The sequence below is a fragment of the Spirosoma panaciterrae DSM 21099 genome, assembly GCF_000374025.1.
Lineage (GTDB): Bacteria > Bacteroidota > Bacteroidia > Cytophagales > Spirosomataceae > Spirosoma > Spirosoma panaciterrae.
The window spans coordinates 71,744-86,146 of the sequence record NZ_KB893244.1 but is presented as its reverse complement, the minus strand read 5'-3'; the positions used below and the strand labels follow the sequence as shown (position 1 = coordinate 86,146).

The 14,403-nt window shown below is 51.9% G+C and carries 10 protein-coding genes; 5 read left to right on the top strand and 5 right to left on the bottom strand.

Annotation, left to right across the window (positions count from 1 at the left end; all coding sequences use genetic code 11):
• Window positions 1–8: 8 nt before the first annotated feature.
• The 5 genes from B153_RS0133745 to B153_RS0133725 all read right to left on the bottom strand — a co-directional run bounded on the left by B153_RS0133745 (window position 9) and on the right by B153_RS0133725 (window position 5,446).
• Complete coding sequence (locus B153_RS0133745; RefSeq protein ID WP_020601184.1) at window positions 9–1,307, bottom strand: MFS transporter; 1,299 nt, start codon at window positions 1,305–1,307, stop codon at window positions 9–11.
• Window positions 1,308–1,407: 100 nt separating this feature from the next.
• Window positions 1,408–2,049 carry a bifunctional 4-hydroxy-2-oxoglutarate aldolase/2-dehydro-3-deoxy-phosphogluconate aldolase gene (locus B153_RS0133740; RefSeq protein WP_020601183.1) on the bottom strand — a complete coding sequence of 214 codons (642 nt, stop codon included), beginning with the start codon at window positions 2,047–2,049 and terminating at the stop codon, window positions 1,408–1,410.
• Window positions 2,046–3,053, bottom strand: coding sequence for a 2-dehydro-3-deoxygalactonokinase (locus tag B153_RS0133735; RefSeq protein WP_020601182.1), 1,008 nt, complete (start codon window positions 3,051–3,053; stop codon window positions 2,046–2,048). Before B153_RS0133735 ends, B153_RS0133740 begins: the two co-directional genes overlap by 4 nt.
• Before the next feature lie 22 nt (window positions 3,054–3,075).
• Window positions 3,076–4,344 (bottom strand): mandelate racemase/muconate lactonizing enzyme family protein, encoded by a 1,269-nt coding sequence (locus tag B153_RS0133730; RefSeq protein ID WP_026262654.1) that lies wholly within the window; start codon window positions 4,342–4,344, stop codon window positions 3,076–3,078.
• 67 nt (window positions 4,345–4,411) lie between these two features.
• Window positions 4,412–5,446, bottom strand: coding sequence for a LacI family DNA-binding transcriptional regulator (locus B153_RS0133725; RefSeq protein WP_020601180.1), 1,035 nt, complete (start codon window positions 5,444–5,446; stop codon window positions 4,412–4,414).
• Between the two features lie 555 nt (window positions 5,447–6,001).
• On the opposite strand from B153_RS0133725, the gene B153_RS0133720 reads away from it, so the two are divergent.
• The 5 genes from B153_RS0133720 to B153_RS0133695 all read left to right on the top strand — a co-directional run bounded on the left by B153_RS0133720 (window position 6,002) and on the right by B153_RS0133695 (window position 14,393).
• Window positions 6,002–6,712, top strand: coding sequence for a YciE/YciF ferroxidase family protein (locus tag B153_RS0133720; RefSeq protein ID WP_020601179.1), 711 nt, complete (start codon window positions 6,002–6,004; stop codon window positions 6,710–6,712).
• 306 nt (window positions 6,713–7,018) lie between these two features.
• Window positions 7,019–8,605 (top strand): glycoside hydrolase family 32 protein, encoded by a 1,587-nt coding sequence (locus B153_RS0133710; protein WP_083928281.1) that lies wholly within the window; start codon window positions 7,019–7,021, stop codon window positions 8,603–8,605.
• Between the two features lie 179 nt (window positions 8,606–8,784).
• On the top strand, window positions 8,785–9,207 hold the full coding sequence (locus B153_RS0133705) for a LytTR family DNA-binding domain-containing protein (RefSeq protein WP_083928280.1): 423 nt from the start codon (window positions 8,785–8,787) through the stop codon (window positions 9,205–9,207).
• A 171-nt stretch (window positions 9,208–9,378) separates the two neighbouring features.
• A complete protein-coding gene (locus tag B153_RS0133700) occupies window positions 9,379–9,756 on the top strand; it encodes a hypothetical protein (protein WP_020601175.1) in 378 nt (125 codons plus the stop codon).
• 221 nt (window positions 9,757–9,977) lie between these two features.
• Window positions 9,978–14,393: a CusA/CzcA family heavy metal efflux RND transporter gene (locus B153_RS0133695; RefSeq protein ID WP_020601174.1), complete on the top strand. Its 4,416-nt coding sequence runs from the start codon at window positions 9,978–9,980 to the stop codon at window positions 14,391–14,393.
• The last annotated feature ends 10 nt before the right edge of the window (window positions 14,394–14,403 follow it).

Below are 14,403 nucleotides of genomic sequence, written 5' to 3'. Positions count from 1 at the left end.
ATCGGGACTCACCCGTTCTGTTCTACAGCAATGGGCCGCATGGAACGGGTGAGCAGATGAATGATGCCCCAGGCTATCAGGTAGGTAAAGCCGCAGATGGTAAACAGGACATTGTACCCACCCGACAGATTTCCTTCGGCCCGGTAGCGATCCAGTAAACTTCCGACCAGCATCGGAAAGAGAATACCGCCTACGGCGCCTGCCATACCGCCAATACCTACCGCCGAACTGACAGCCTGTTTAGGGAACAAATCGGAACCCAGTGTAAATACGTTCGTCGCCCATGCCTGATGAACGGCTACCGCCAGACTAAGCAACCCAACCGCCGTCCAGACGTTGGTGGCAAACTGGAGCGAAATTACCGACAGTTCAATGACCGCAAACGCCAGTAGCGCCGTTTTGCGGGCTTTCAGGGTAGGCCAGCCTCGCTTAATGAGTTGCGATGATAGATAACCGCCCCCAATGCTGCCCAGTGTGGTAGCCAGATAAATAAGCATCAGTTCCCAGCTTGGCTTTTTCAGATCGAGCGCAAACATGGCGGAGAAATAGGAGGGCAACCAGAACAGGAAAAACCAGTAGATGGGGTCGATGAGGCCTTTGCCAACAATAAGCACCCAGGTTTGTGGATACGCAAAGAGTCTGGCCCAACTGACTGATGCCGTCTGGTTTTCGTCCGGCAATTCCTGTCCGGCCAGAATATAGTCCCGCTCGACTGCTGACAGCCGATGCTGACGCGACGGTACTTCATAGAAAATCCACCAGGCCACCAGCCATACGAAGCCCAGGGCTCCGGTAATCCAGAATACATCCGGCCAGCCATACGTCCGCAGAATGAATGGCACCAACAGGACCGCTACAACCACCCCAATACTCGTACCAGCGTTGAAAAGTCCGGTTGCCAGCCCCCGCTCCTTCTTAGGAAACCATTCGGCTACGGTTTTCATACCCGCCGGGTAATTGCCTGCTTCACCGATGCCCAATCCGACCCGCGCCAATCCAAAACCCAGGGCACTCCGGGCCAGCGCATGAAGCATACCTGCCACGCTCCAGATAACGATCATGACGGCATAGCCGATTTTGGAGCCTACCTTATCAATAAACCAGCCAGATAGCAACAGGCCAACGGCATAGGCCGCCGTAAAGGCCATCACAATATGGGCGAAGTCGGTTTCGGACCAACTGAATTCGTTCTCCAGAATTGGTTTTAACAGGCCAATGATTTGCCGATCAAGGTAATTGATCGTTGTGGCAATAAATACCAGAAAGACAACGAACCAGCGATAATTTGGTATTCGGGACGAGGGCATAGGAAACACGGGTTATGGCACTTTGCTGTCTATCGATTGGCAGGAATGGGTAGTGAAATTGTCTTCAATGTATGCCCATTAAATGCTAACCTGGTACGTACTATTGACCATCAAATGCACGCTTTATGGCAAGGAAATGGGCTTTCAGTCCCGCCCAGTCACGCTGCTGAATCAGGGATTTGTCGATCAACTGGCTCCCCATACCTACCCCATCGGCTCCCGCGTTTCGATACTCGGCCATGTTCGATTGATTGACCCCACCCGTTGGTAGCAGTTTTACATCGTCCAGTGGGGCCTTTATATCGCGGATATAGTCGGGACCGAACATACCTGCCGGATATACCTTGACCATCGCTGCGCCCAGTTGCCAGGCCCGTTCAATCTCGGTCGGAGTAAAGGCTCCCGGAAAAATAGGTATGCCCTGCTCCACACAGCGCCGAACGATGGGCTCATTCAGTGTAGGGGTAACGATAAACTGGGCACCGGCAGCCAGCGCATTTTCCAGATCAGTCAACGTTCGAACGGTACCGGCGCCCAGGTTGAGCTGCCCGGAATAGTGGGCCTGTGCCGCCAGAATCATCTCGGCAGCCCCCGGTGTATTCATCGTAATTTCGATGGTTGTCAGACCACTTTCCAGATAGATCGGCAGCATCTCAGCAACTTCATCGGCCGTCAGGTGCCGCACAATACCGACAATAGGGCATTTCGTAAATAACTCCCACGAAAACGGGCGTTGACTCATAAGGTAGCTTGGGCTAGGGTGAGCTGGTGGTTCAGGATGTTGAGATGCCCCTCGGTGGCGGCATACCGAATGCGCTCGGCGTCGATCCGGGTTGTCCGCTCCAGCAGGCCGAGTTCCGCCAGGGCTTCTGTATAAAAATCGATCAGGTTGTTATCGCAGCAAAGTACCAGTTGCCAATCCGATTTCGGCAGTAACCCCCGCAGTTCGGAGCCAATCAGTAAACCGCTCAGGTAGAGGGCATTCTGTGGACGGGTCAGTTTACCAAACAGTTGATTGGTCCGCACCGTAAACAGATTATGAAGCAATGATGGTGATTCCGAAGCCTTTACCCCCCGCCGAAAAGCGGCTGGGTCCAGTTGGAGGCCATCAATCAACTTAGCCGCGTCGGTCGATTCTTTCAGGATGGAATGGCTGGTCAGTACACTGAATACCTCGCCCGTCATGAACGTTTGAAAGTCAATAAGTTGCCCACCCTCAACGTACATATGCTTGGAATGGGTACCCGGAAAAATCAGCACCGAACGAGTTCCCTCGGTCAGGATGTCACGCAGGCCAATCAGTTGTGTTTCTTCGCCCCGCATAACGTCTCTTGGGCTCCGCACCCCCGAAACCAGTAAGAGCCGATGACCGAATTTGAATTCAGGCCGGGGAGCGACCCACCGAACACTGACCTGGGACCCGTCGAGCGAAAAGGGCAGATTCGCGTACGGCAATTCGGCCATACCAATCGACGACGACGCCATACCCGACAATACCACAGGCACCTGCTCCAGCGAAACCGACAGCGAATCAGCCAGGGTGTTGATCTGTGCTTTTAGAAATTGCCCGAAAAACGTTTCCCGTTCAACCTCCGTTCGGTCGTGCTCAACTTTCCAGGTATCGAACGTAGCGGCCACGCCGATCGGCAGAAGGTGTTCGCCCAAAACCCGACCAGTCCGGGTATCGACCAACCGAAGCCGGAACGACGATGTACCCCAGTCGCAACTCAGCAGATAATCATTCATAAATCGACTCGTCAGGTTTTGTCTACCAGTTATGAATCGACCCATCGGGTGCCCGCAAAACCGGATGTGGATATTTGGTATTCTCTTTTATCTCCGTGATAAAGGTGGCCTTTTTGGGGTCGAAGCGCACACCCAGCCCCGGATTTGGATTCAGGTAGAGTTTTCCGTTTTTGAAATTCAGGTAATCCTCGTTGAAATAGGCCGGTTTTTCAGGCTCCCCCCCGGCCAGTTCCATCAGGCAGCGAACCGGGCTACTGGCTCCCAGCACATGCACCAGCGCAGCCGTCGAAAGCGGACCCGTAAAATGCGGGATCATGCCTACATAATGCGTTTCGCAAATGGCCGCCAGTTTTTGAAATTCATGTACTCCTCCCGTGTTGGGCAGGGTAAATCGCGTATAATCGATCAGGTGGTTTTCAATTAATTCGTTCGAATCCCAACGGTCGCCAAACTGTTCACCTACCGCAATGGGTACTTTCAGCATAGGCCGTAGTGTACGGTAAACACCCGGATTTTCGGATCGGATGATATCTTCCACAAAATAGGGTTCCATATCTTCCAGCGCCTGACAAATTTTGATGGCTTCCTGCGTATCGAAACGGGTATGCAGGTCAATGGCCCATTTGCCACCACCCCCTACGGCCTCGTTGATGCGCCGACTGAATTCGATGGTTTTTTTCGCATTCTCATAAAAGTCGAAAGGCTGTTCGCCATTCCCCCCTGTGGGCCCGATGCGATAGGCCCGAAATCCAGCTTCGATACAGTCGCGCGCTCGTTCTTCTTCGGTTTTGGCCTTCGATGGCCGAAAGCCCGTGGCATAACATTCAACGTAATCGCGGGTGGCCCCACCGAGCAGTTCATAAACGGGTACGCCCAGCGCCTTGCCTTTCAGATCCCAGAGAGCCATCTCAATAGCCCCCAGGGCATGTAGTTTCTCACGTCCGGGTGGATAAAACATACCCCGGTACAGGTACTGCCAGAGATGCTCGATCCGAAAGGGATTTTCGCCGATAATCATCTGGGCGCATTGCTCAATGGTATCTTTGGCGCCCCCTTCGCCAATGCCGACCAGCCCACCGTCGGTTTCAACTTCCACAATCCCCCGCGCCTGGTTGAAGAGGGGCTTGGTATAATCGGGCGCTGCGTAGTACCGAATTTTCGTGATCTTTAGCTTGGGCAAAGCCGCCGTCGAAAAGACGGATGGCCGGGAGGCAGCTCCAGTGGCATGTAGTCCGGCCAGCGCAGCCAAAGAGCCTGACGCCAGCGATTGTAGAAAACGTCTGCGTTGCATACGACGGATGAATCAGGGATAGGGAAATGCCTTCGCTTAAACGTTTAAGTAAAGACAAAAGGGGTATTTACCTAATCATCCGTTTTCGTGACGATGCCCGCGCCACCAGGTGTGCTTCAATCACATACGTCTGGCTATCAACCACTTCGCCTTTCAGCCGATGAATCAAGATGTCAACAGCTTTTTTGCCCAATACATCAATAGGCTGGCGCATGTAGGAGATGGGGCAGTAGTACAGATCGAACACTTCGGCCTGTCCGAAGCTCACAACGCCTACATCTTCAGGAACCCGTAAGCGTAGCTCGTTGAAATATTTAAGTCCGTTCACGGCCAGCCCGTAGGTAGAAAAGATGAGTGAATCAACGGGTGATTCGGCCGATACCAGCTCATCGATAGCGGTTCGAATTTCGGCTTCGATGGCCTGAAACGACACACGCTTTAACCAGTTGGCTTCGGCTCTGATACCTCGGTCTCGCAAGGCTTCCTGATAGCCGCGAATCCGTTCACGGACATGAAACATGGCCGACTGATAGGCAATAAAGCCGATGCGCTGGTAGCCATTCTCGATCAGGTGAATCCCCGCTTCGTAGGAAGCACGCGCATTGTCGGTAACCACGAAGTCGGTATCGAACTGGGGGAAATGACGATCCAGCAAGACAAAGGGCAACCGGATACGTTGCAGATGCTCGACCAGCCGTTCGGAATGTTCGGACGACACGATAATCAATCCATCGACCTGCCGATTGATCAGTACATTCATCAGATCCCAGGCTTTGTCGGCATCTTCATCCGAACTCCCGATGATTACCGTATACCCATGCCGCCGGGATTCGTCCTCGACCTCACGGGCAATGTTGGCAAAAAAGGGGTTGGAAATATCGGCGATAATGAGCCCAATTGTAAAGGTCTGCCCTTTCCGAAGGCTTTTGGCCAGCAGGTTCGGCTGATAGTTCAGTTCTTTGGCAATGGTCCGAATCTTCCCGGCAATCGCCTGCCCTACCCGGCCTTCTTTTTCCTTACCGCTCAAGACATACGAAACCAGCGCGGTAGAAACCCCGGCTAATCGGGCAATATCACTCAGCGAGACTTTGTCGGATCGCATACCCCATAAATACTACCAAAGATAGATGTCACACCCGACTAACTGCAACGATCTGTCCATTTTGCTTCAATCATTTAGGAATAGCCGGGCCTGATGGGCTTATTCATGTCCCCACCAGGCCTGCTGACGTACCACACAGATCCGACGCTTCGCTGGCCGGACGGGTTTCATAATCAATTTCTTTAATAGCCGTTTCATTGTGTTGTTGTTTATGTGTTCACTTGACCAGCTTCGGCCATTGAGCAGCCTGATCTGATGCTACAAAATTGGGTTTCGACGAGGAATGGCCCATGCTGAACTCAGACGGAATGCGAAAACAGGGAAGTGAACTAGCGATAATACAGTTTCAATCGTAGACGAACCGTCGGTTGACCACCAACACAAATACATTCATCAATATAATTTCATGTGTAAATAATCTACTTATTCTGTAGAAAAACAGAAACACCACCCGCCTAGAGAAAACCCATAACCTACAGAGTCTCAGTGGTTGGCCCGAAATTGGTACTCCAGGATAGCGTTATATAAAATACTAATCACAAAACCATTGGAATCATGGCAACATTTGGAGAACGCATCGCCAACTTTTTTGGAGGAATGGATACTGATACGCAGGAAGGTCTGAAAAGCCTGTTCGTTACCGAGCTACAGAACATGTATTACGCTGAAAAGCAAGCGGTCAATGCTCTGGGCGAACAGGCCGATGCCTCAACAACCGATGAGGTTCGAAATGCTTTTCTACAACATCAACAAGAAACCCGTAATCAGGTAGCCCGACTGGAGCAGGTGTTCAATAGTATTGGCATCGATACCGACGAAGGTACCTGCGACGCGATCGACGGCCTGGTCGACGATGCCCAGCGTGTGGTTTCCAATACCGACTCTGGTTCACTAACCCGCGATGCAGGACTAATCATTGCCGGTCAAAAAATTGAGCATCACGAAATTGCGTCGTATGGCTCGGCCGTTACGCTAGCCCAGGTGCTGGGCTACCATGAAGCCGCCCGACTACTCCAGCAAACGCTGGACGAGGAGAAAAACGCTGACAAGAAACTGACCATGCTCGCCGAATCGTTCGTCAACAACCGGGCTGCCGGTGAGTCGGATGATAACACGTCTGGTTGGAATTCTTCCAGCAACTACCCGGACCGCGACCACACCAGCGACAGCATCGTGAACCCAGATGGCACCCGCTATGCCGATTCGAACCGGGGGTTAACGGGCTTGTCCAACGAATCCACGTCGGGCAGCGTAATCGGGTATTAATTTCGTTTGCAATGAATAAGGTCATAAGGCAGGGTTTCGGGCTGATTAATGTACATTCATCAACCCGAAACCCTGCCTTATTTAAACCATGCGTACAAAAGGCCATACGTCGGCATTCTTCAGGCTGCGACTAAAATAGATACAGCAGCGGAACCCGACCTATGCACAGGTTTTGGCGAAGAAGTTCGCCTTTCTGAAAAGGAACAGGGAATGGGTTACAGGCAGCTATAATACGCAACGGTCGATATTGGATGAAAGCGATGCCGCTTATCTTTGCTCCCTTTCGAACACTGAATCGTTGACCTAATGAATCTGAACTTCTGTAGATTACTAAGCTGCTCATTGCTTTCGAATCTATACGCCTATAGCAAGCGTCCTAACCAACTTGTTCTAGCTGTTCTTTTTAGCCTTACAGGCTATCAGCTCCTGGGGCAGGGTACGACTACTCCCGAACCTTACCGTCCTCAATATCATTTCACGCCCAAAGCCCACTGGATGAACGACCCAAACGGGATGGTTTATCTCAACGGGACTTACCATCTGTTTTTCCAGTACTATCCTAACGACACCAAATGGGGGCCTATGCACTGGGGGCATGCCACCAGCAAAGACCTGGTTCACTGGCAGGAACAACCAATCGCCCTGTACCCGGATAAGCTGGGGTATATATTCTCCGGTAGTGCCGTAGTTGATGTTCATAATACCAGCGGGTTCGGTAAAAAAGGGCAGGTTCCCCTGGTCGCTATTTTTACACACCACAATCCTGAATTGGAAAAGAGAAAGTCGGACAAGTTTCAATACCAGAGTATTGCCTACAGCCTGGACGAAGGCAAAACCTGGACGAAATATGCAGGCAATCCGGTACTTCAAAATCCGGGCATTGTTGATTTCAGAGACCCCAAAGTACGCTGGTACGAGCCGCAGAAAAAGTGGATCATGACCCTGGCTACCAAAGATCGGGTCACGTTTTATGCGTCGCCGGACCTGAAAACATGGTCGAAGCAAAGTGAGTTTGGCCATAATCTGGGCGCACATGGGGGCGTTTGGGAATGCCCCGACCTGCTCTCAATCGACCACAATGGAAAAAAAGTATGGGTATTGCTGGTAAGCATCAATCCCGGAGGGCCAAACGGCGGTTCGGCAACGCAGTATTTCGTGGGCGATTTCGACGGCAAGACCTTCAAACCGTATTCAACCAAAACCAAATGGATGGATTACGGCACCGACAACTATGCGGGTGTAACGTTCGCCAATACGGGCAATCGCTCCATTCTGATGGGCTGGATGAGCAACTGGCAGTATGCGCAGGTTGTTCCTACAGCTACCTGGCGCAGTGCCATGACCATACCGCGTTTACTGCAATTGAAAGACGTCAACAAGGAGCTTTATCTAAGCTCAACACCTGTAAAAGAACTGGGCGCATTGAATGGAAAGCGCTTTACCGAGAAAAACCGATCGGTTAAAGGGACGTACGACCTGACCAGCAAAGTCATGAATGCATCTGGGCTATTCCGGCTGGATCTGACCACACAAGCGACGAACGACTTTTCTATCATACTGGCAAATGAGCAGGGCAATGAACTGGAGATCGGTTACGACAAAGCAACCAACACCTACTATATAGATCGAAGTCGTTCGGGTAAAATAGATTTCGAAAAAGGATTCGGCAAACGGCATACCGCTCCCCGGCTATCGACCAATGCGTCCCTATCGCTTACCTTGCTGGCAGATGTCGCTTCGGTCGAATTATTCGCCGATGATGGGCTGACGGTACTAACCGACATATTCTTTTCTGACAAGCCCATGAGCAAATTGAGCCTAAAGTCGGCTATGGGAATCCCCATTTCTTCCCTGAATTACAGTCAACTAACCCCTGCCATAACCGCCAGATAATGAGCATATTATATAAACAAAAAACGCACAACCCGTTCAAGTAGCGCCTGCCGGAACTATAAAAAAACAGGTTTTCCTGTTACATACGTTTATTTTTTCGTCTCTATACTATCCACGAGCGGTCCGGCTATCTATTTACCCGGACCATTCAGCATTTTTTGATACTATATTGACCGTTTATGCAATTGCTTGAACAAGATATACTCCCTATCCAAACTCCAACCCGACATTTTCTACAAAGGCCCATTGGTAGCCGGGCAAACCAGATCCGCCTGCCAGGCATTGATAGGCCAATAGCCCACAGTTCAATCATTCGCCTGATGGGATTTGGCAATTATACCTGGGTTTATCTGGCCGAACCTGCCAAGCCCGTTCTGATCACCCAAACACTGAAGTGGTTCGAAAACCAGCTTGCCGATTTTGTTCGGGTACATAAATCCGAGATGATTAACCCCCTTTTCGTTCAGTCGATCACGAATCCCAACAACGCAACGCTTGAGGTTTGCTTAACCAATGGCTATATAGCCCGGATTTCCCGCAGACGTATTCAGGGCGTTATCAATAAATTAGCGCTGGCAAACAGGCCATTTAACCCTCAGTAGCGTCGGCAGTATTTAATCATGCGCAGCAACGCACCGATTTTTCCGACCTAGGCCATTGGGTACGAAGCTGCCTGGATTATTTCTAAATAAGCCCCCGCACTTGGGGGCTTTAAACTTTCTGACCAACTTTACGTTAAAGCCCATACAGGGGAAGTCAAGCTTATGAGGTCGATGGTTGCTTTTTTGCTGGCATTGCTGATAACGGGTAGCAGTTTGCTCCCCGGTTTTGGCGTTGACCAGACCAGCCGACTCATAGATCTGGCTCAGCATTACCGCGAGCATCGTCAACAGGAGCCCAACCTAAGTTTTCTCGATTTTATGGAGATGCACTACGGCGCCAACTCCGAGCATCAGAAACATCCCAACCATAGCCACCATAACCTTCCGGCAGTGGGTCACGCGGTTTCGGTATTCTCCCCTCATCTCTTTTTATCCTTTGTCTTTGCCTCAGTGGCGATTCTTTTACTGGCCCGGTCGGCTTGTTTCCGGTATGCCAATCTCTATTCATTCCTGAGCGTTTCGTCGCTAATTAACCCACCCCGACGCTAGGTTTCTCTACGGGCAGGCCGTAGTGTGCCCAAACGGGCCGCTTCCGGCTTTTACGCACCCTTTTTTGTGATACTTCTTACGCTTTCGATCAATCGACAGGGTTGATGATGGCGGCTTATTTAGGCACATACTTCCGGGCTAATCATTTCTACAGGCTGTACTGCCCCTGGAAATGACAACTCCCCAACCGTTTATAGCTGGCTTCTGATCTTTGAGTAGCAATGCTGAATGCGATTATTCATTTCTCGATCCATAACAAATTGATCATTGGGCTATTTACGCTGGCCCTGATCGTCTGGGGCGGCTGGTCGGCCACTCAACTCCCCATTGACGCTGTACCTGATATCACGAACAACCAGGTACAGGTTATCACCAGTAGTCCCTCCCTGGCGGCCGAAGATATTGAACGCCTGGTCACATTTCCGGTCGAAGTCGGATTGTCAAACATTCCGAACCTGATCGAAATCCGGTCGTTTTCTCGCTTCGGCCTGTCGATTGTGACCGTTGTTTTTACAGATGCCACGGATATTTACTGGGCTCGCCAGCAAATTGCCGAACGGCTGATCGCGGTAAACACCCAGATTCCGCCAGGGGTCGGTACGCCTACGCTGGCCCCTGTCACAACGGGCCTGGGCGAAATTTTCCAATACACCGTTGTTCCGAAAAAAGGCTACGAACATCGCTATACCCTTAGCGATCTGCGAACCATTCAGGATTGGATCATCCGTCGGGGATTGCTTGGAACGCCCGGTGTAGCGGATGTCAGTGGTTTCGGAGGGCTAATGAAACAGTATGAAATCGCCGTCGATCCTGATCGTCTCCGCAGTTACGGCATCACCATCAACGACCTGTTTACAGCTCTCCAGCAAAATAACCAGAACACGGGGGGGGCCTACATCGACCAGAAACCCAATGCGTATTTTATCCGAGCCAACGGACTGATCGGATCGACCGACGACATCGGCAACATCATGGTCAGGCTGAATGCCCAGGGGTTACCCATTCGTGTGCGGGATGTAGCCCAGATTGGTACGGGTTCGGCGGTGCGGTATGGGGCCGTTACACGAAATGGCCAGGGCGAAACGGTTGGCGCTATTGTGATGATGATCAAAGGCGGCAATTCGTCGGAAGTGATCAAGGAAGTAAAAGCCAAAATTGCCGAGATTCAGAAAACCCTACCGGAAGGGGTACAGATTATCCCATTTCTGGATCGGACCAAGATGGTCAACAGCGCCATCAGTACCGTGGAACGAAACCTGCTCGAGGGGGCCATCATTGTTATTATCGTCCTGGTCCTGTTGCTGGGCAACTGGCGAGCGGGCGTTGTGGTCGCTTCGGTGATCCCGTTAGCACTACTCTTTGCTATATCGATGATGAATCTGTTTGGTGTATCGGGCAATTTGATGAGCCTGGGGGCTATCGACTTCGGGCTCATCGTAGACGGTGCCGTCATCATTGTCGAAGCTACGTTGCACCACATCATTCTGCGGAATAAAGACCAGGTGCTTACCCAGGAACAAATGGACGACGAAGTATTCGGCTCGGCCAGCCGGATTCGCTCCTCGGCTGCATTTGGCGAGATTATCATTCTGATTGTGTATTTGCCCATCCTGGCCCTGTCTGGCATCGAAGGCAAGATGTTCCGACCCATGGCTTTGACAGTTGCCTTTGCGATTCTGGGGGCTTTTATCCTGTCGCTGACTTATGTGCCAATGGTTTCGGCCCTACTGCTCAGTAAGAATGTAGTTCATAAAGAATCGTTCTCGGATAAGCTCATGAAACGGCTGCATCGTTTTTATGAACCCGTGTTACTGTGGTCGCTTCGGCATCGGATACCCGTTCTGGGGAGTGCGATCGCCATGCTGGTAGTAGCCGGATTTCTGTTTACGCGTATGGGCGGGGAGTTTATCCCGCAACTCGACGAGGGTGATTTTGCGGTCGATACACGTACACTTACCGGCAGCTCATTGTCTGAAACCGTCGATGCCACGCTGAAAGCCGAGCGGATTCTTCTGAAACAGTTTCCTGAAGTAGAGCAGGTCGTTGCCAAAATCGGATCGGGCGAAATACCCACCGACCCAATGGCTATCGAAGCCGCCGATCAGATGATTATCCTGAAACCGAAAGATCAATGGACCTCGGCCACCACCCGCGACGAACTGGCCAATAAAATGGCCGAAGCCCTCTCGGTGATTCCCGGGGTTACGTTCGGCTTTCAGCAACCCGTACAGATGCGTTTCAACGAGCTGATGACGGGTGCCCGACAGGATGTGGCCATGAAAATTTACGGCGATGATTTACAGCAGCTCGAACGGCTGGCGGGCCAGGTAGGGCGTATCATCCGCACCATCAACGGTGCCAAAGACCTGTATGTGGAACAGGTGGCGGGATTGTCCCAAATTCAGATTCAGCTCGACCGATCGAAACTGGCCCGGTTTGGCCTCAACGTAGCCGATGTGAACCGGACCATCAACACCGCCTTTGCCGGGCAATCGGCCGGACAGGTTTTTGAAGGCGAAAAGCGATTTGATCTGGTGGTCAGGCTGGCCGCCGACAAACGCCAGCGCATCGAAGATGTTCAGAATTTATACGTAGCCACGCCCCCCGGCCCCAATGGAATGACCCAGCAAATCCCTCTTTCCCAAATAGCACAGGTTAGTATGCAACAGGCCCCCAACCAGATCCAGCGCGACAATACACACCGTCGGATTACACTGGGATTCAACGTTCGTGGGCGCGACGTAGAAAGTATCGTCACAGAACTCCAGCAGAAAGTGAATCGACAAATCAAGTTACCAGCGGGTTATTCGGTTACGTATGGCGGGCAGTTTGAAAATCTGGTCGATGCCAAACGTCGGCTCGGCATTGCCGTTCCGGTAGCGCTGGGGCTTATTTTCGCCCTGCTGTTCTTCACCTTCCATTCGGCCCGGCAAAGTCTGCTGATTTTCATGGCTATTCCACTAGCCGCCATCGGTGGTGTATTTGCCTTACTGATCCGGGATATGCCGTTTAGTATATCGGCAGGTGTCGGTTTTATTGCCCTCTTCGGGGTATCGGTTTTGAACGGTATCGTCCTCATCGCTGAATTCAACCGACTACGCCACGATGAAGGGCTAACCGACTTGATCGAAATTATCCGGCGCGGTACTGAAGTTCGATTGCGCCCGGTTATTATGACGGCCTTAGTGGCTTCCTTTGGCTTTATTCCGATGGCACTTTCCAATTCGGCTGGTGCCGAAGTCCAGAAGCCATTAGCCACTGTGGTTATTGGTGGGCTATTGACCGCTACCCTGCTTACGCTCCTGATTATCCCCATTCTGTATTCGTTACTGGAGAAAAAATCCATCGACCGTGAGATAAAAGCAGCGAAAAAAGGGCCTAGATCGATTCCGGCGGCCGTAATCCTGCCAGGTCTGCTACTAGGTAGTCTTTATACGTCATCGGCGGCAAAAGCACAGGCTCCTCAATTGGTAACGCTTGAACAGGCCATCCAACAGGCCACAGCCCGCAACGCGCAGGTGCAAATTGCGGACCTGGGAGTTAGCCAGCAGCAGGCACTCCGACGAACAGCCTACGATCCGGGCCGGTTATCGGCCATGCTGATGCTGGGCCAATACAACAGCCGCCGATTTGACAATAACCTGACGCTGACGCAAACCATTCCAAATCCAACCCTGATGCAGCGACTGGCCAAACTGAACGACCAGACCGTGACGGGTAGGCAGGCAGCGGCTCAGGTAACCCGCAACGATGTAATTTATCAGGTAAAACAAACCTATTACGACCTGCTCTATCTGGCTCAGCGCAATCGGCTTTTTCAACAACAGGATACCTTGCTGACCGCTTTCGTCAAAGCCGCCACCGTTCGATTGCGGGTGGGCGAAACCAACACGCTGGAAAAAGCAACGGCCGAAAGTCAACTGGCCGACCAGCGGGTGCGCCTTACGCAGAATCAGGCAGCCCAGCTCGACGCCCAGACTCGTCTGCAAACGCTGTTGCTTCGCCGGGAGCCCATCACCCTACCCGACCAACTCCTGCCCCGACTGACGCTCACCTTACCGACCGACAGTTCGCTGCTGGCTCAGAATCCACTGGTCCGCCAGTTGCAGCAGCAAATTCAGATCGCCGAACAAAGCCGACTGGTCGAACAGGCTCGCCTGAAACCCGATTTTCTGGTCGGTTTCTTCTCGCAGACCTTAACAGGAAACCAGCTTATCAACGGGCAGGAGTTATACTTTGGGCCTGGGTATCGGTTTCAGGGCGGACAGATTGGGATGACCTTCCCCTTGATTGGGGGTGCCGGACGGGCGCGGGTCGAAGCGGCTCGTGTTGGCGAACAACTGGCACAAAAGGAGCTACAGACGCAACAGACGGCCTTACAGCAACAGGTAACGAAGGCTGTAGCGCAGTACAATCAATACCGCGATGCGCTGACGTATTACGAACAAACGGGACTGGCTCAGGCCCAGCTTATCCAGAATCAGGCGCAACGGGCGTTCAGTGGGGGCGACATCGGCTATGTCGAATATTCACTGGCTCTGCAGCAGGCGCTAACCATCCGTCTGAATTACCTCGACTTACTCTATCAGTACGATCAATCGGTACTCTATCTGGGTTATCTGGCGGGTACACCTTAAGGGTATCGAT

Bases quoted from the DNA above. Each gene is read 5' to 3' on its own strand.
- B153_RS0133695 (WP_020601174.1), top strand. From the start codon at position 9,978: ATGCTGAATGCGATTATTCATTTCTCGATCCATAACAAATTGATCATT.
- B153_RS0133725 (WP_020601180.1), bottom strand. From the start codon at position 5,446: ATGCGATCCGACAAAGTCTCGCTGAGTGATATTGCCCGATTAGCCGGG.
- B153_RS0133740 (WP_020601183.1), bottom strand. From the start codon at position 2,049: ATGAGTCAACGCCCGTTTTCGTGGGAGTTATTTACGAAATGCCCTATT.
- B153_RS0133720 (WP_020601179.1), top strand. From the start codon at position 6,002: ATGGCAACATTTGGAGAACGCATCGCCAACTTTTTTGGAGGAATGGAT.
- B153_RS0133705 (WP_083928280.1), top strand. From the start codon at position 8,785: ATGCAATTGCTTGAACAAGATATACTCCCTATCCAAACTCCAACCCGA.
- B153_RS0133730 (WP_026262654.1), bottom strand. From the start codon at position 4,344: ATGCAACGCAGACGTTTTCTACAATCGCTGGCGTCAGGCTCTTTGGCT.
- B153_RS0133745 (WP_020601184.1), bottom strand. From the start codon at position 1,307: ATGCCCTCGTCCCGAATACCAAATTATCGCTGGTTCGTTGTCTTTCTG.
- B153_RS0133735 (WP_020601182.1), bottom strand. From the start codon at position 3,053: ATGAATGATTATCTGCTGAGTTGCGACTGGGGTACATCGTCGTTCCGG.
- B153_RS0133700 (WP_020601175.1), top strand. From the start codon at position 9,379: ATGGTTGCTTTTTTGCTGGCATTGCTGATAACGGGTAGCAGTTTGCTC.
- B153_RS0133710 (WP_083928281.1), top strand. From the start codon at position 7,019: ATGAATCTGAACTTCTGTAGATTACTAAGCTGCTCATTGCTTTCGAAT.